Genomic DNA, 16531 nt, shown 5'->3' on the forward strand with positions numbered 1-16531 from the left:
CTACTCTTTTATCAATTCTATTGCTTTGAATGGACATGCTTTAACACAAATTCCACATCCTTTGCAATGATCCATATCAAACTCTAATCTTTTTCCATCTTTTACAGGTATTGCTGAATCTGGGCAGCAAGGAACACATAGAAGACAGTCAATACATTTATCTCTCAAAAGAACTGGTTTCATTGATCTCCAGTCCCCTGTTCTGAAGTGCTGAGCACTTCCAGCTTCATAAACTACTCCACCAGGAGTTATATCTCTCCAGCTAATATCTTCAGTAATTGGTACACCAGCTTTATTTTTCATTATTCTTTCACCTCATTCATAGAACGTACTAATGCAGCCATATTTCCTTTTAGTACTTCTGGTTTACTTGCAAATTTGTGCGCAAAAGAGTTTTCCATTGCTTCTAGGAAAGCTTTTTCTTCCATAACTCCACTTACTTTTACAACTGCTCCAAGCATAGGAGTGTTAGGGAAGTTTTTCCCAAGAGTTTCCTCAGAAATAGTTCTTGCATCACAAGTACATACTCTTCCTTTGTATCCTTTTAAAAGAGCTTTAAATTCAGAAGCAGGCTTAGAACTATTGATAATGATAGCTCCATCCTCTTTAAGACCTTTAGTAACATCTACACTTTCAATAAGAGTTTCATCAACAACAACTACAAAATCAGGTTCATAGATATTAGAGTGAACAGTAACTCTATCTTTAGAGATACGATTGTAAGCGGTAATAGGAGCTCCCATTCTTTCAGGTCCATACTCTGGGAACCCTTGAACGAACATTCCACCACTGAATGCTGCATCTGCCAATAGTAAAGAAGCTGTTTTGGCTCCTTGTCCACCTCTTCCATGCCATCTTATTTCACAAATTTCTTTCATAAATCTCCTTCCTTTGCAAATTTATTTATTAAGAACGGATTCCATTCTTGATATCTTAAAATTTAACCATTTATAAATTTTCTGACAAAATCATTTTTAGGATTTTTAATGATATTTTTAGGTGTATCATATTGCATTATCTCTCCATTATTTAAAAGACATATTTTATCAGCTATTTTTACAGCTTCCTGAATATCATGAGTTACAAAAACAATTGTCTTTTCAAATTTTTTCTGAATAGCTATGAGTTCATCCTGAAGCTGTCTTCTGCTTATTGGATCAACTGCACTAAAGGGTTCATCCATAAGTATTATTCCTGGATCAAGAGCAAAAGCTCTGGCTACTCCCACTCTCTGCTGTTGCCCCCCGCTAAGTTCCAGAGGATATCTCTCAGAAAATGTCTCATAGTCAAGATTTATTATTTTCATAAGTTCTTTTGTTCTTGCATTTATTTTATTTTTATCTATATTTTCTATTTTAGCAATAAGTTCTATATTCTCTTTTACATTCATGTGTGGAAAAAGTCCTGTCTGCTGTATTACATATCCTATATTTCTTCTCAATTTGATGGTGTCTTTTTGAGAAATATTTTCCCCATCTATATATATTTTTCCTGAAGTAGGAAGAATAAGCTTATTTATCATTTTCAAAGTTGTAGTCTTTCCACAACCACTAGAACCTATTAACACTGTAATTTTCCCTTTTTCTATTGTTAAAGAAAGGTTTTTTATTATATGATATTCTCCAAATTTTTTATTTACATCAACGAATTCTATCATTTTATATCCCTTCCTATTTCAAAAGTTTATATTCTTCTATAAATTCCAGTGCTGCTTCATTTGGTTTCTTTCCAAGATTTTCTACTTTATAATTAAGAGAAGATATGACTTTATCATTTAATACATTTTGTAATTCCTCTATTATTGGAACTATTTCTGGATATTTTTCTATTGTTTCATCTCTTACAAGAGGAACAGCATAGTATGGTGGAAAGAAATATCTGTCATCTTCCAATACTACTAAATCAAGTTTTTGAAGAAGAGCATCTGTTGTATATACATCTATTACATCACTCTCTTTATTTGTCAAAGCAAGATATTTAGAACTTCCATCTATACCTATTACTTTTCTAAAACCTAATTTATATTTTTTACTTAATCCTATATAACAATCTTTTCGATTAAGAAATTCAAGACTTGCTGATAAAGTAAGATTTTTTGCTATTTTTTCTAAATCACTTATTGTTTTCAAATTATACTTTTCAGCAGTATCCCTTCTCACAGCTAGAGCATAAGTATTATTAAATCCCAACTGCTGTAAAACCTCTATATTATATTTTTCCTTCATATCTTTTTTCACTGTATCATATACTTTTTCCATATCTTGAATAGGTGGATATTTTAAAGTATCTCCATATACAGTTCCTGTATAATCAACATACATATCTATTTCATTACTCTTTAGAGCATTGAAACATATTTGTGTTCCTCCAAGAGCAAATCTTCTATCTATAGATATATCTGTTTTTTCCTCTATCATTACAGCCATTATATTTGCCAGTATTTCCCCTTCAGTGAACTCTTTACTCCCCATAACAATAACTTTTTCACTAGAAGGTTTGTACATAGTCACCATTCCTGAAAAAATTACTGTAAAAAATATTCCAACAAACATTGTCAATGCCAGTATTCTTTTCCTTTTCCTATTATTAAAAATAGATCTTTTCTTATTCAGCTGTATTCCAATGGGAATAACTGCTTTTTCCAAAACTCCAGTAAAATAATCTATCAGCAGTGCTAATATACAAGCAGGTATAGCTCCTGCTAAAATCTGATAATTATTTATTGTCCTTATTCCTGAAAATACCAAATAACCTAGTCCCCCTGCTCCTACAAAAGCAGCAATAGTCATAAGCCCTACAGATGTTACTACTGCTATTCTCACTCCTCCCATTATTACTGGCAGAGCCAAAGGAAGCTGAACTTTCTGTAAAATCTGATACTTTGTCATTCCTATCCCCTCAGCTGCTTCAATAGTAAGAGGATTTATTCCTTCTAAACCTATATATGTATTTTTTACTATTGGAAGGAGTGAATAGAGGACAACAATTATTATTGCAGGGAGTTTTCCTATCCCTATGATTGGAATCAGAAAGCCGAAAAGTGCCATACTTGGTACTGCCTGTATGATATTTATTGCTCCAAGTATTGTCTTTCTTGCTTTTTGATAGTAAGTTATAATTATTCCCATAGGAATTCCTATGACCACTGCCATTATAATAGCCACGAAAGACAGAAATATATGTTCACAGGAGAAAAAGAATATCTCTTTATGTATTTTTAAAATATATTCTAAAAATTCCATAATATTTTTCTCCCCCTTCCCCTGTTAAACATAAATATAATATTTATTATTGATTTATAATCTCTTCTTTTTTCTCTCTGCTCACTATTCTCAATAGTGCATAAGATGCTATTATTCCTAAAATACTGCATGCCAATGAAAGTGAAAAAACATATTTATATGCTGTATTCCCATATTTATCCAGCCAGCTTCCAACTAATGTATAGTAGAAAGCATCTGGAAGGAATCCAATCACTGATACAAATCCTACTACTATTCCTGTTACATTAAGAGGAATATTTGATTCATCTACAGTTGCAAAGTAGATTCCTCTAAAAGCAAACATCAATATTGTAAGAACAAGCATATTCACAAGAGCTACATACACTAATGATGGATTTCCTGGTGTGATTAAAAATACTGCTTGTGTTACTGTTACTAGAATAAATCCTCCAAAAAGACATTTTGTTGAAGAACCAATTTTATCTGCTATTACTCCAGCTAATGGAGAAGCTATGAATTTTATAACATATGTTCTACCAATAGCAACGAACGAAACTAGAGCCATAGACATTTTAAATACCTCTGTCATGTATGGATTGAGGTAAGTCAAACTTGAGAATACCATATATGCTGAGAAAATTATTGCACTTATAAGCCATGCTTTTGGCATTCTTACAGCTTTTATCAAGCTTGTAAATTTTACCTGTTCTTTCTTTTCTACTTCTCTTTCTTTTATTGCTATGAAAAGTATAACTCCGCAAATCATTGAACAAACTGAATACATTATAGTAGCTGCTTTAAATCCCTCTACAATATTTGCAAATTTTGAGAAGAAATATAGTCCTCCAAATGAAAGTACAGTTCCAGCTACTCCTCCAAATCCTTCATAAAGTCCAAATAATCTTCCTTGCTCTGAACTATCTCCAAGCATTCTTATTACTTTAATTATTGCAGCAAAGTATGTAAGAATAGTAGTTATTCCAAATAGAAAGAATATTATACACAGAATAGGATAACTTGGTGCCATTGCCATCCACATACCTAAAATTCCTGTTGATACCAAAGAAAAAGAAACAAGTTTTTTAGCTGAATATTTATCAGCAAGCCAACCACCTGGAAAATACGAAACTGTTGCCACTATTCCATATATACTCAATAAATTTCCCAATTGCTTATGATTTAAGCTTAGAGCTTCTCTCATTGGATCATAAAATACTGATTTCATATAAGGCAGGCTATACATAGCTGTTGTTGCAAATCCTATCATAAACACGATTATAATTTTTTTAAATCTATCATTCATAATTATCTTTCCCCCTCATTTACTGCATCTAAGGCATCTCTTAAATCCCCTATAAGATCACTGTCTTTTTCCAGCCCTACTGCTATCCTTACAAGTCCTCCATCATAAAGAGATATAAGAGTATGTCCTTCTCCAAGACTTGTAGCAATAGTTATTAATTTTACTTTATTTATAAATTTCTTTGTCATAGCCACTGTTTCTTCATCTGTTCCAGTTTTTTTCAATGTAAATGAAAGCATTCCTCCTCCCATTCCATTCATTTGTTTTTGACATAATTCATAGTCTGGACTAGATTTCAATCCTGGATAATTTACTTTTTCAACAAGTGGATGATTTTCTAAGAATTCAGCTATTGCCAGAGCATTTTTGCAATGTCTTTCTACCCTCATGTCTAGTGTTCTTACTCCTCTGAGAATAAGCCATGCTGTCATTGGTGCAAGACATGCTCCTGTAAAACAAGGCATAGAAGGCCATTTTATTTTATGAATAAGTTCTCTTTTCCCAAGAACTGCTCCTCCTATTGCATCTCCATGTCCATTAAGAAATTTTGTAAGGCTGTGAACAACAAGATCTGCTCCTAATTTTGTTGGATATTGTATAGGATTTGGTGCAAATGTAGAGTCTACTACAAATATAAAATCCTGCTTTTCTTTTAATTTTGCAATTTTTTCTATATCTACCAATCTCAATGAAGGGTTCAATGGTGATTCTATATATACTATCTTTGTATTTGGTTTCAAGCATTTTTCTACATTTTTATAATCTGTAGCATCTACAAAATCTGCTTCTACTCCAAAATTCATAAGACATTCTTTTACAAAAAGTGTTGTATGAGAAAACATTCCATTTGCACAGATTATGTGATCTCCACTTTTTACCTGACTGAAAAACATAGAAGTTACTGCTCCCATTCCAGAAGATGTGACTACCCCAGTTTCACATCCTTCCAGCAGAGCAAGGGTTCTCGCAAGTTCATCAGTTGTAGGATTTGATTCTCTGGCATAAACATGCCCCCAGTTGTAACATAGATCTTCAAAATTTTCCTGACTGACAGCCCCATATGTTGCTGTCTGATATATAGGTGAAGTAAGTGATCTTGTTTCACTATCTGGAGTATGACATCCATGAGCTAGTTTTGTTTCTAATTCCATTTCTTTTATAGACATATAACCATCTCCCATGATACTTTTATTTATCTTTGAAATAATTATATATCAATTTAAGTCCAATAATATCAAAAAAGAACAAAAACAACTATTTATTTCCCGAAAACTTTATTTTTTTCCTCGAAATTTATTTTTTATTACAATCTATAAAAATCTTCAAAATAATTTTCACTTATTTTTTTTAATATACTTCTTCCTAAATATATTTTCTGTCCACTATTTGTCATTACATACTCTTCTTTGTAATCTATCTCCTTTATCTTCTTTATATTGAGAATTATCCCTCTTTCAATTCTTATAAAATCTGAATCTTCCATAAATTTTTCAATTTCTGTAAGTGATTTTTTTAGAAAATATGAATTCCCATCAACAATAGCAAAAGATTTTTTCTGATTCCTGTCATATGAAAAATACTCAATGTCTTCCATAGGAATTATTACATCTTTAAAACTATCAGACAATATAACCTTATTTCGCTTATTTAATTTTACTTTATCTAATTTTTCTGTAAAAAATTTCTCAAAGAATATATATTCATCTCTTCCATGAAAAGACATTTTATTTATAAAATCGCTATATCTCTTCAAGAATTTTGTTTCTACTCTGTCAGAATAAATATATATTTTCTCTAGATTATCAAAAGATATATTTTCAATATTAAAAATATTATTATCAGTTATAAGGATGCTTTTTTCTATAAAGCATATCTCAAAATTTTCTACTCTTTCAATATCAAAAGTAAAAGTTTCTTTTAAAAGGTAAAAAAACAAATCATCTCCATAAAATAGAAATTTCATTATTTTTCACCTCCGCTGTTTCCAGCCAGTTTTGCTCTTATTATCCCTAGTATTTCAATTTTTTTCTTATCATCAACTTTTTCTATAAGGCCAGCTAATTCTTTTATATAGAACAAATCTTTTTCCAAAACTTCTATTTTTCTATTAAGTTCTTTTTCTATTTTTTTATAATGATGTATTTGAAGATTTTTAAGCAGAAGATTTTCAATTACAGGAGCTACTTCCAATGTAAGTTTTTTCAAATTTTTAAGTTTTCTCCTGTATAACAGCATACGAGGATCTTTTATATAAATAAATCCTAAAAGTTTATTTCTGTTCTGTATCTTTATTCTTATATCATATTTCTTTCCTTCAAAAATGGGAGAAAAGGTTATCAATGGCTCATCTTCATATTCACTGGAATCAAAATCCAGATCAAATACTATCATTTTAAATTCTATCAGCCTGAACATTTTCATATATCCATCTTCAAGAAAAATATAAAATTCATTTAAGGATTCAATTCCTTTCAATTTATTTAAAAAATTATCAAAGTTCACTTCTTCCTGTTCTGAAAAGAACAAAAAAACAAAAGAAATAATTTCTACAGATATTATTATTGCAAGCATTCCAGTAACATATCCTGTAAGTATATTTTTCTTTATAAAGTAACTTATAGTTATAAAGGTTATTAATATCCTTGTTACATTAAAATTTATAGTTCTAAAAAACTGATTATCTGTTGTAAGTTTGATATCTTCAAGCTGCACATGAACAAAAAGTATATTAAGCATAAAATGAGCCATAAATTCAAAATTTCCATATAAATTCAGTTCATTGTAAATATATATACTGCATAAAAGCTGTATTGAGAAAAGTATAAAATAGTAAAGAGATTCTTTTTTCTTATTTTTATTTTTATTGTAAAAAATTGAAATAAAACTGAATATCATTATTATAACAATGAATCCATTTTTAAAATAATCAAAAAATATCTGAAGTCCCAGAGTTGGACTCATAAAATCTTCAGTAAAATATATAGCATGAAATTCTTTAATAGCAAGAGAAAGTGGAAAAACTGTCGCAAGTATAAGAATAAGATTTATTACATTTATTATCTTTGATTGTTTATTAAATAATAATTCCCAGAAATATTTTATAAATCTTATATAGCCGCAAAATACAAATATCCAGCTTAGAATAGTAAGAAACACTTTAGTATTATCAAAAGGCAGAACATAACTTAAAATTTCTGTCCCTATGGCAAATGAAAAATAAAGAGAGCCTATATACAATATGCTTTCTTTGCAAGTCTTATGAAAAAGTATAGTAAGAAGAATAAGATATGTCAGATATCCACTTCCTAAGAATAGTATAATATATCTTTTATAGGCATAGATAAGAGACATATTTACATTTTCAGTCACTACATCTATTTTTAAAAGCTGTATTAAATCTGATATTCTTGAATAATCTGTAAATTCTTCTTTAAAAGGTATATCTCCTATAAAATTTAAACATATAAATGATAAAAAAAGAAAAAATATTATCAATACAATCTCAGACACATGATTTTTTCTCGCAATTTCTATTAGTTTCATCTTCCACCAACCCTTATAAACCTTATTTTCTTTTTTCATTATAGCATTTTTTATTAAAAAGTATTTTAAATTTTAAGAGTTTTTATCTTCATATACATCAGCTCATTATTTTTCACTGCACAATATATTCTACAATCCTCTTAAAAAATTTTTTCAGCTCATTATTTAAAATTTTATTTATTCTAAAAATCGCTTTTTAACATTAATTTTCTTTTAAACAACAAAATATTTTCTTTTTAAAATTATTTTGTTTAAAAATATATTGATTTTCAAAATAAAATGTTTTATAATTCTATTATCAGAAAAAATAAAATGAAAAAAGGAGAGTTATAATTATGAAAACTGGAATTTTTTATGGAAGTACAACTGGAGTTACACAAGATATCTCTGAAAGAGTGGGAAAACTATTAAATGCAGATGTTATGCCAGCATCTGATATCGATAAAATAAAAGATTATGATCTAGCTATCCTTGCTACATCTACATGGGGTATGGGAGATCTTCAAGATGACTGGTTTGATCCTCTTGATAAATTAAAAACAATGGATCTTGCTGGAAAGAAAATAGCTTTCATAGGAGTAGGAGATCAAGAAGGATTTGGAGATACTTTTGTTGACGGAATAGGAATAATCTATGATGAAATAAAAGGTAAGGGAATCACTCTTCTAGGAAAAACTTCTACTGATGGATATTCATTCTCAGATTCAAAAGGTGCAGATGATGGTGAGTTCTTAGGACTTGTTATTGATGAAAATAATCAAAGCAACCTTACTGATGAAAGAATAGCTGCATGGGTTGAAAAATTAAAATAATTATATAAATAAAAAGAGAATGGCTAATTTGTCATTCTCTTTTTTATTATTTATATTCTATTTTGTATGCCAAAATCTCCAACTGCTATTCCTTCAGCTATCATAAAATTTCCAGCAATATCTAAATTATATACTCTATCTCCATATTCAATGCAGCTTATTGAAGATATTTTATATTTTTCTCCATAAACCATGACTATTTCATCATTTTCATCTATTGCATCTGCTCTTTTTATTCCTGCTGTAGTTTTTATAGGGTGATTATCTGTAAGTATAATTTTTGAGCCATTTTTTAATTCTATACACATCATGTGTTCTTCTCTTCCCTGCCATACATTTCTTACTATTTTAGGTTCTCCTAAATCACACATTACCATATCTCCTATTCTTATCTCTCTAATAGGTTTTTGTGATCCATCAGCCATAAGTATTCTAGTATTTTCTTCTAAGCACATCTGCATCATCCTCCATAAATAATAAATATAACCCCATTTCCCTTAATACAATTATAACTTATTTTTTATTATTTTCAAAAGAATAATACTATTTTTTTACAGGTATCTGAATTTCAGTGACATATTCATTTACATTATCTGTAATATGTATCTCTATATGGTATATTTCAATTATATCTCCTATTACAGTAAGATTATTTTCCTCTATATATTTTTTTAAAAAAGTATAATGATCTCTTACTTTTTCATAGCTTCCCTTAAATACAAAAGTGAGATACCATCCCTTTTCTATCACATTTTCTGTCCTGTCAGCAGTTATTACAAATGTACTGCTGTAATCAAGATATTTTCCATTTTCCCAATTCTCTTTAAGAATAGTAGTTCCAACTTCACTTTCAGTAAAAATAAAATCATTATCATCTGGCAGTTTCTTTTTGAGTTTTTTAAGTTCAAAATCTATCTCCCATTCCTCATGAAAGTTTCCTTTTTTATATAAGATATATCTTTTATTTATTTCTCGCAACACAGGTTTTTCATATTCTTCAAAATCTTCAAAATACTCTATATTCTTCTTTTTATCTTCAAGTTCTTTTTTTAATTCAGAAAGTTTTTTTAGATTTTCCTCTATTTTTACAAGCTGAAAATCTATGACTTCTTTTGTTTTTATTAAACTTCTGTCTTCCATAAAATTTATTATCTCTTTCAGCCCAATTCCTAAATTTCTTAAGTTTCTTATATTATTCAGCTTCCAAATCTGTTTTTGAGAATAGTATCTATATCCATTCTCATCTCTTATATCTGGGATAATTAAGCCTATTTTCTCATAATGCCTTAATATATCGCTGCTTATATTATAAAGTTTGCTTATCTCTCCAATTTTATACAATTTTTTCATAATGTCCCCTCATTAAACTCTGTAAATTAAATTTTTTCCTTTAATTATATCATATTTTTCTTGACCTTAGAATCGTTCTAAGGTTTAAAATATAATCAAATATTAAAAGGAGTGATTTATATGAAAGAAAAAAATTCATTAATAAGGACCATACTGAGGTATAGTATACCTTCTGTAATCTCTATGTGGATGTTCACTATTTATACTATGGTAGATGGTATCTTCATTGGAAAATATGTTGGTCCTTTAGGTCTTGCAGGAGTAAATATTACTATGCCTCTTATCAATTTCACATTTGCTGTTGGAATAATGATAGCTGTTGGAAGTTCAACAATGATAGCTATACATTTTGGTGAAGGTGACTGAACAGCTGGGAATAAAATATTTACTACAGCAACTTTAGCTTTAGCTGTTTTTGGAATAATTCTCTCAATTCTTATAACAATATTTATAGAACCTGTTATCCACTTTTTAGGTGGCAGTGGAGTATTATTCCCATATGTAAAAGATTATATGAGTGTTGTTATTTTATTCTGTACTTGTTATATGGTTGGTTATGCCCTTGAAATATATATAAAAGTAGATGGTAATCCAGTGTACCCAGCTATCTGTGTTATGACTGGAGGTATTATCAATGTAGGTTTAGATTATCTTTTTGTTGTAGTATTTCCCTATGGAATAAAGGGAGCTGCTTTTGCTACCGGAATGTCTCAGCTTACATCTACTTCTATGCTTCTTTTCTATATACTTTTTAAAACTAAAAAAATAAGATTTGTAAAATTAAAATTCTCATTTAAAGAATTATTAAAAATTTCTAAGATTGGTTTTGCTGAATTTCTGGCAGAAGTTTCTACTGGTATTGCTATTTTTGTTTTTAATATTATTATCTTGAGAGAATTAGGAGAAAAAGGAGTATCTGCTTTTGGTATAATTGGATATATCTCATCCTTTGTTGTTATGACTATGATAGGATTCAGTCAAGGAATACAGCCTATTGTCAGTTTTAATCTGGGAGCAAAGAAATATGCCAATGTAATAAAAACATTAAAAATAAGTCTTTTGCTGATAATTGCCACTGGAGTTATTTTTTATGGAAGTATAAATTTCTTCTCTAATAAAATAATCTCTACTTTTTTAAATGATACTGAAACATTTAAAATGACTAAATATGCTCTTGCAGCTTATAGTTTTGCCTATATAATCACTGGACTGAATATAGTTACAGCTGGATATTTTACTGCTGTAAAAAAAGTTAAAATATCTACTATAATAACTATTTTAAGGGGAGTTGTTCTTATAATTATTTTCCTTGAAATTCTTCCTAGAATATTTGGTACAGCAGGTATATGGTGGTCTGTTCCTGCTGCTGAATTAGTTACTCTTGTTTCATCTTTTTATTTTATCAGAAAATATATGCATAAATATGAGGCTATTAGAGTTTAATTATTTTCTATACACATTCCACTCAAAATATAAACCTTTAGTTCTCAAAACATTCATGAAAAAATAAATTTTTCCTATATATCAAAATTTTTCCAACTTTTATCTTTAATATGATAAAATAGAGAAAAATTATATGGAAAGGTTGATATAAATGGTAAAACTGATTATTACAGATATGGACGGTACTCTCCTTGATGATAACAACAATATAAATGAAGAGTTCTGGAATATTGAAAAAGAACTTAATAAGAAAGGGATCATCTTTGCTGCTGCAAGTGGAAGACAGTACTACAATCTTCTTCACAGATTTTCCTCAATTAAAGATGATATGCTTTTTATAGCTGAAAATGGTACTTATGTTATGTATAAAAATAAAGAATTGTATGTTAATACAATTCCAAAAGAAGAAGCTGTGAAACTTATAGAAGCTTCTAGAGGAATAGAGAGAACTCATGTGGTGCTTTGTGGAAAAAAGTCTGCATATATAGAACCTTGCAATGAAAAATTTATGGAAGAATTTAAAAAATATTATACTGAACTGCAAATAGTTGATGATATTACAAAAGTGGAAGATGATATTTTAAAATTAGCTGTGTGTGATTTTATGGGTTCTGAAAAAAACTGCTATACTCATTTTAAAAAATTTGAAAATAAATACAAAGTAGTTGTTTCAGGAAAAATATGGTTGGACATTATGATGTCTGATGCTAACAAAGGAAAAGCTGTTGAGATGATTCAGAAAAAACTTGATATATCATATGATGAAACAATGATATTTGGAGATTATTTAAATGATCTTGAAATGATGTCTACAGGAAAGTACAGTTTTGCGATGGAAAATGCTCATCCTCTTTTAAAAGCACATTCTAACTTTACAGCTGAAAGCAACAATAATAATGGTGTAATAAAAGCTATAAAAAAATATGTTTTATAAATATTATTATTTCTTTTATCTGTAACAGAATTGCCATAAAACAATGGTATATTTTAAACATAAATAAATCTTTCCCCAAGATGTTTTATATATAAATTTATAAATAAAGAAAGCAGTCCAACTGGACTGCTTTCTTTATTTTTGGATATTAATAGTCAAATTGTCTGTAATATCTTCTGATATCAAGACTATGCTTAGTATTGTCTTCAAAATGAAATGCCATACGATCTACCAGTACAGTAGAAGCTATAGTAGGAGCTATTATCCAACGATATTTTTCATCTATTCCATTAAGTTCAAAGTCTTGTGTATCTATTACTGTAAGTTTATCTGTATAGTCCTTTAAAAATCTTTCTGCTCTTTCATCTAAAGTACGAGTTTTTCCAGCTCCTTTTACAAGGAATACACATACATCTTTTTCTACTATTTCCAGAGTTCCATGAAAAAATTCAGCACTTGTCACTGATTTAGTTCTTATCCACTGCATCTCTTCCAATAAACACATAGAGAATAAATAAGTTTCTCCCCATACCTCTCCTCCACCTACCCATATTATATATGGTTCTTTATAGTATTTTTTTCCAGCTTCTCTTGCTATTGGATCAAATTTATATTTTGCTTCCAATAAATTTTCAGGAAGATTCAACAACTGATCTGCAAACTTATCATAATCATTAAAATCTCCATTATTTTTCATTAATCTGAAAAACAGCCAAAATAGTAGCATATATTCATATTCTACCCCATTCTCATGTCTCATAGGAATAATATAATCTGAATTTTGGGCTAAAGGTGATTCTTGATTTTTAGTACAACTGATGACAGTTATCTTATTTTTTTTACACCAGTTAGCTATTGCCACTGTTTCTTTTGTATCTCCAGATTTTGATAAAGTAATAACTATTGAATCTTTTGATAGTGATTTATGTCCTCTTACAAGAAGCTCTGCTGCCTGCTCTACAAAGACAGGTTTCTCTGTTATCTGTTTTGCTATTTCCCCCATAGCCATCATAGGAGCTAAACTTCCCCCTACTGCTGTAAAAAATATATTCTTATATCCTCTTGCTGACAATTCATCTGCTGCTTTCTCTGCATAAGGACGAGCTTCTTTTATCAACTCTGCACTTTTTCTATATTCTACCTCATTAAATTTTAACATTTCACCATACTTTGACATTATTTATTCCTCCCATTTTATTAATTAAATTTTACTTTTCAGTACTGCATCAAAATCTTTAAATATTTTTATTCCCAGATTTATTCCTTTAAATCCTGCTATTGTACAGCTCATAAGTTGTATTGGTACAACCAAAAGCAGAGCTGCCAGATGTTCATTAAGTTTTTTGCCTACTTTGATATTTATCTCCCCATGATTAAGTCCTATAGTTATACTTTTTCCTACATATGGACTCATATAATTTTTCAACATTTTAAGTCTTTCACTTAACTTTCCTCCATTATCCAGATAAAATACCACATGACTCTTGTCAGCTTCAAGATAAGGTCCATGCATATATGCTTCCAGTTCAAATCCCTGTGAAGGACATCTCACTGTTTCTGTAAACTTGGTTTCAAATTCTTTGGCAACTCCATAGCATGATCCATATCCAATAGCATTGAATCTCACTGCTTTTTTCAGTTCATCTTTATTTTCTAACAGATATATCTCTGTGACTTTTACTGCCTGAGGCACTACTTTTATTACATCTTCTATCTCTGATAAATACTTTTTCTCTTCATTTTTGGAAATTAAATTCTTTTCCACTCCTACTAATACAGCCAGTAAAAAAAGATTTAATACTGTAGCAGAGAATCCTTTAGTTACAAATCCTACCTGTTCTATTCCAAAGTTGAGATTCAGCACCATGTCTGCATATTTTCCTATTAAACTTTCTGAATTTGAAGTTACTGCAAGAGTCTTTACATTAGAGCTATTTTTTACATACTCAAGAGCATGTATAGTTGAAGCACTTTTTCCACTTTGAGATACAGCTATTACCAAATCTAAATTTTTGTTTACTTTTTCATAATTATAATAATTAAAAGGTTCTTTTATATCTATATTTATATCCAATAAACTTTCCATAAAATATCTAGCTAACTGTGCTGCATTCATTGATGAACCAGTAGCTAAAATCAATACATTTTTTATCTCCTGTTTTTTCAGTTTCTCAATAATCATATAATTTTTATCTTTAAATTCTATAAATATTTTTTTTAATACTTTTTCCTCCTCAAGAATATTGCCCAACATTGTTTCTTTTTCTATTTCTGTTTCAACTTTCATGAACTCACCTGCCTCTTGGGATAATCTAATTAAAATAAGCCAATGAATGAACCTATTATTCCTACTACTGCCATTCCTAATAAAATAGCTAAAGGCTTTACTTTCTTTCCAAGAAGATAGTATACTGCTCCAAAAGTTCCAAGTTGTAACAATCCTGGCATTATATCATTCAATATTCCCTGAACTCCTATTGCATTATCTCCACTTCCAAGGCTCAATGGAATTGTTATTTCTATCATTCTGGCTGCCATAGCTCCTATTACTATCAATCCCAATATGGATGCTCCAAAAGTAAGTTTTTCCATAGCTCCTGTTTTTTCCAACTTGGTAAGAAATTCTATCCCCAGTTTATATCCTAGTTTTACTAAAAGATATCTGATAATGATATGAGGTATATTAAATATTAAGAGAAACATAATAGGTCCCAGTATATTCCCTTTTAATGAAAGTGCAGTTCCTATTCCTGTAGCTATGAGTCTTAGAGTTCCCCAGAAAAATGAATCTCCTATTCCAGATAGAGGTCCCATTAAAGCAGTTTTAATATTATTTATAGAATTATCATCAAAATCTTCTGATTCAGAATTTTCTTGTTCCATAGCAGTAGAGATTCCCAGCATAAGGGTTACTATATGAGGTGTCATATTAAAAAATTCAAGATGTCTTTTCAAAGCTTTTTTTAGTCCTTCTTTATTATTAGCATATAATTTCTGCAAAACAGGTATCATAGCATATATGTATCCAAGATTCATTTGTCTTTCATAATTCCATGAAAATTCCATCTGAAATGATCTCCAAAATACTCTATTCAGCTCTTTTTCTGTTATCTTATTTTCATTAGAAGTCTTCATCTTCTTCCACCTCACTCTCATTATTTTTATCTGTATTACGCAGCTTTATTCCACTTGTCATGTTTACTGTAATTACTGCTAATATTGCCCCAAGTATTGCTATCCCTGTCAATGGAATCTCAGTATACACTGCTACAGCGAATCCAAGAAAAAGATATGGTACTACTGTCTTATTCAGAAGAAGTCTAGCAAGCATTGCAAACCCTAAAGCAGGAATTATTCCAGTGGCTACTGCTAATCCTTGCTGTACAAAATTAGGTATAGTTTTTAATACAGCTGATATAGCATTACTTCCCAGCAAATAAGAAAGAAACACTATCATTGCCAACATGAAAGATAATCCAAATCCAGATAACAGCTGCATTCTTTCTATCCCTTTACAGTTTCCCTCTTCAGCATAGGTATCAGCTTTATGACACAGAACAGGAATTAGAATTCCCAAATATATATTTTTTAATACTAATGCAAATGTAGCAATTGGTAGAGCTAAAAGTAACACTGCCTCTACTCCTGAGTTTGAAGCTATAGCGAAAGCAACTCCAAGTATTCCTCCTGTCACTACATCTGGTGGAATTGCCCCTCCTACTGAAAATGAGCCTATAAAAGCAAGTTCCAATGTAGCTCCCATAATAAGTCCTGTTTTTACATCTCCCATAACAAGTCCTGTAAACAGTCCTGTAACTATCGGTCTAGATATCAGACTGGTTCCCAGAGCAAATTCACTTTGTGCTATGAAAGCAATTACTCCTAATAATAATGCTTGTAACATAATTCAACCTCCTCCAAT

Annotated in this window: 17 protein-coding genes and 1 pseudogene; 4 read left to right on the top strand and 14 right to left on the bottom strand. The window is 29.8% G+C overall.

What is annotated here, in order from left to right; translation table 11 throughout:
- The 8 genes from E0E45_RS11985 to E0E45_RS12020 all read right to left on the bottom strand — a co-directional run bounded on the left by E0E45_RS11985 (nucleotide 1) and on the right by E0E45_RS12020 (nucleotide 8070).
- Nucleotides 1-303, bottom strand: coding sequence for a 4Fe-4S binding protein (locus tag E0E45_RS11985; protein ID WP_130889507.1), 303 nt, complete (start codon nucleotides 301-303; stop codon nucleotides 1-3).
- Nucleotides 303-878 carry a 2-oxoacid:acceptor oxidoreductase family protein gene (locus tag E0E45_RS11990; RefSeq protein WP_130891390.1) on the bottom strand — a complete coding sequence of 192 codons (576 nt, stop codon included), beginning with the start codon at nucleotides 876-878 and terminating at the stop codon, nucleotides 303-305. The genes E0E45_RS11985 and E0E45_RS11990 overlap by 1 nt, the downstream gene beginning before the upstream one ends.
- Before the next feature lie 62 nt (nucleotides 879-940).
- Nucleotides 941-1657: an ABC transporter ATP-binding protein gene (locus tag E0E45_RS11995; RefSeq protein WP_130891391.1), complete on the bottom strand. Its 717-nt coding sequence runs from the start codon at nucleotides 1655-1657 to the stop codon at nucleotides 941-943.
- 13 nt (nucleotides 1658-1670) lie between these two features.
- A complete protein-coding gene (locus E0E45_RS12000) occupies nucleotides 1671-3242 on the bottom strand; it encodes a glycine betaine ABC transporter substrate-binding protein (RefSeq protein WP_130891392.1) in 1572 nt (523 codons plus the stop codon).
- A 46-nt stretch (nucleotides 3243-3288) separates the two neighbouring features.
- The gene (locus E0E45_RS12005; protein ID WP_130891393.1) at nucleotides 3289-4527 is read right to left on the bottom strand and encodes an MFS transporter; all 1239 of its coding nucleotides are present in this window, start codon (nucleotides 4525-4527) and stop codon (nucleotides 3289-3291) included.
- Nucleotides 4528-4529: 2 nt separating this feature from the next.
- Nucleotides 4530-5693: a trans-sulfuration enzyme family protein gene (locus E0E45_RS12010; RefSeq protein WP_130891394.1), complete on the bottom strand. Its 1164-nt coding sequence runs from the start codon at nucleotides 5691-5693 to the stop codon at nucleotides 4530-4532.
- A 137-nt stretch (nucleotides 5694-5830) separates the two neighbouring features.
- The gene (locus tag E0E45_RS12015) at nucleotides 5831-6490 is read right to left on the bottom strand and encodes a LytTR family DNA-binding domain-containing protein (RefSeq protein WP_130891395.1); all 660 of its coding nucleotides are present in this window, start codon (nucleotides 6488-6490) and stop codon (nucleotides 5831-5833) included.
- Nucleotides 6490-8070: a hypothetical protein gene (locus E0E45_RS12020; RefSeq protein ID WP_130891396.1), complete on the bottom strand. Its 1581-nt coding sequence runs from the start codon at nucleotides 8068-8070 to the stop codon at nucleotides 6490-6492. The genes E0E45_RS12015 and E0E45_RS12020 overlap by 1 nt, the downstream gene beginning before the upstream one ends.
- Before the next feature lie 335 nt (nucleotides 8071-8405).
- Here E0E45_RS12020 and E0E45_RS12025 point away from each other — a divergent pair, with 335 nt between their 5' ends.
- A complete protein-coding gene (locus E0E45_RS12025; protein ID WP_130891397.1) occupies nucleotides 8406-8882 on the top strand; it encodes a flavodoxin in 477 nt (158 codons plus the stop codon).
- 50 nt (nucleotides 8883-8932) lie between these two features.
- Here the strand turns inward: E0E45_RS12025 and E0E45_RS12030 are convergent, their stop codons facing one another.
- Together E0E45_RS12030 and E0E45_RS12035 are read right to left on the bottom strand one after the other, a co-directional pair.
- Nucleotides 8933-9337, bottom strand: coding sequence for a Hint domain-containing protein (locus E0E45_RS12030; protein WP_130891398.1), 405 nt, complete (start codon nucleotides 9335-9337; stop codon nucleotides 8933-8935).
- 88 nt (nucleotides 9338-9425) lie between these two features.
- Complete coding sequence (locus tag E0E45_RS12035) at nucleotides 9426-10232, bottom strand: MerR family transcriptional regulator (RefSeq protein ID WP_130891399.1); 807 nt, start codon at nucleotides 10230-10232, stop codon at nucleotides 9426-9428.
- Nucleotides 10233-10352: 120 nt separating this feature from the next.
- Here E0E45_RS12035 and E0E45_RS17910 point away from each other — a divergent pair.
- From E0E45_RS17910 to E0E45_RS12050, 3 genes and pseudogenes are all read left to right on the top strand, one after another.
- Nucleotides 10353-11009: pseudogene (locus E0E45_RS17910) on the top strand (MATE family efflux transporter); the annotation flags it as partial.
- Nucleotides 11010-11111: 102 nt separating this feature from the next.
- Nucleotides 11112-11675, top strand: a complete 564-nt coding sequence (locus E0E45_RS17915; RefSeq protein WP_269472046.1) for an MATE family efflux transporter — start codon at nucleotides 11112-11114, stop codon at nucleotides 11673-11675.
- Nucleotides 11676-11826: 151 nt separating this feature from the next.
- The gene (locus tag E0E45_RS12050; protein ID WP_130891401.1) at nucleotides 11827-12609 is read left to right on the top strand and encodes an HAD family hydrolase; all 783 of its coding nucleotides are present in this window, start codon (nucleotides 11827-11829) and stop codon (nucleotides 12607-12609) included.
- A 148-nt stretch (nucleotides 12610-12757) separates the two neighbouring features.
- Here the strand turns inward: E0E45_RS12050 and E0E45_RS12055 are convergent, their stop codons facing one another.
- The 4 genes from E0E45_RS12055 to E0E45_RS12070 are packed head-to-tail and all read right to left on the bottom strand — an operon-like array spanning nucleotide 12758 to nucleotide 16513.
- Nucleotides 12758-13786 carry an SIS domain-containing protein gene (locus E0E45_RS12055; RefSeq protein WP_232044115.1) on the bottom strand — a complete coding sequence of 343 codons (1029 nt, stop codon included), beginning with the start codon at nucleotides 13784-13786 and terminating at the stop codon, nucleotides 12758-12760.
- Nucleotides 13787-13810: 24 nt separating this feature from the next.
- Nucleotides 13811-14896, bottom strand: a complete 1086-nt coding sequence (locus E0E45_RS12060) for an SIS domain-containing protein (protein ID WP_130891402.1) — start codon at nucleotides 14894-14896, stop codon at nucleotides 13811-13813.
- A 29-nt stretch (nucleotides 14897-14925) separates the two neighbouring features.
- The gene (locus tag E0E45_RS12065) at nucleotides 14926-15744 is read right to left on the bottom strand and encodes a PTS system mannose/fructose/sorbose family transporter subunit IID (RefSeq protein ID WP_147391523.1); all 819 of its coding nucleotides are present in this window, start codon (nucleotides 15742-15744) and stop codon (nucleotides 14926-14928) included.
- Nucleotides 15731-16513 (bottom strand): PTS mannose/fructose/sorbose/N-acetylgalactosamine transporter subunit IIC, encoded by a 783-nt coding sequence (locus E0E45_RS12070; protein WP_130891404.1) that lies wholly within the window; start codon nucleotides 16511-16513, stop codon nucleotides 15731-15733. Before E0E45_RS12070 ends, E0E45_RS12065 begins: the two co-directional genes overlap by 14 nt.
- Nucleotides 16514-16531 lie beyond the last annotated feature (18 nt).

It is taken from the genome of Fusobacterium ulcerans ATCC 49185, assembly GCF_900683735.1.
Classification (GTDB): domain Bacteria; phylum Fusobacteriota; class Fusobacteriia; order Fusobacteriales; family Fusobacteriaceae; genus Fusobacterium_A; species Fusobacterium_A ulcerans_A.

Bases quoted from the DNA above. Each gene is read 5' to 3' on its own strand.
- E0E45_RS12025 (WP_130891397.1), top strand. From the start codon at position 8,406: ATGAAAACTGGAATTTTTTATGGAAGTACAACTGGAGTTACACAAGAT.
- E0E45_RS12055 (WP_232044115.1), bottom strand. From the start codon at position 13,786: ATGTCAAAGTATGGTGAAATGTTAAAATTTAATGAGGTAGAATATAGA.
- E0E45_RS11995 (WP_130891391.1), bottom strand. From the start codon at position 1,657: ATGATAGAATTCGTTGATGTAAATAAAAAATTTGGAGAATATCATATA.
- E0E45_RS11985 (WP_130889507.1), bottom strand. From the start codon at position 303: ATGAAAAATAAAGCTGGTGTACCAATTACTGAAGATATTAGCTGGAGA.
- E0E45_RS12035 (WP_130891399.1), bottom strand. From the start codon at position 10,232: ATGAAAAAATTGTATAAAATTGGAGAGATAAGCAAACTTTATAATATA.
- E0E45_RS12050 (WP_130891401.1), top strand. From the start codon at position 11,827: ATGGTAAAACTGATTATTACAGATATGGACGGTACTCTCCTTGATGAT.
- E0E45_RS12000 (WP_130891392.1), bottom strand. From the start codon at position 3,242: ATGGAATTTTTAGAATATATTTTAAAAATACATAAAGAGATATTCTTT.
- E0E45_RS12060 (WP_130891402.1), bottom strand. From the start codon at position 14,896: ATGAAAGTTGAAACAGAAATAGAAAAAGAAACAATGTTGGGCAATATT.
- E0E45_RS12010 (WP_130891394.1), bottom strand. From the start codon at position 5,693: ATGTCTATAAAAGAAATGGAATTAGAAACAAAACTAGCTCATGGATGT.
- E0E45_RS12030 (WP_130891398.1), bottom strand. From the start codon at position 9,337: ATGTGCTTAGAAGAAAATACTAGAATACTTATGGCTGATGGATCACAA.
- E0E45_RS12020 (WP_130891396.1), bottom strand. From the start codon at position 8,070: ATGAAACTAATAGAAATTGCGAGAAAAAATCATGTGTCTGAGATTGTA.
- E0E45_RS11990 (WP_130891390.1), bottom strand. From the start codon at position 878: ATGAAAGAAATTTGTGAAATAAGATGGCATGGAAGAGGTGGACAAGGA.
- E0E45_RS12065 (WP_147391523.1), bottom strand. From the start codon at position 15,744: ATGAAGACTTCTAATGAAAATAAGATAACAGAAAAAGAGCTGAATAGA.
- E0E45_RS12005 (WP_130891393.1), bottom strand. From the start codon at position 4,527: ATGAATGATAGATTTAAAAAAATTATAATCGTGTTTATGATAGGATTT.
- E0E45_RS12015 (WP_130891395.1), bottom strand. From the start codon at position 6,490: ATGAAATTTCTATTTTATGGAGATGATTTGTTTTTTTACCTTTTAAAA.
- E0E45_RS12070 (WP_130891404.1), bottom strand. From the start codon at position 16,513: ATGTTACAAGCATTATTATTAGGAGTAATTGCTTTCATAGCACAAAGT.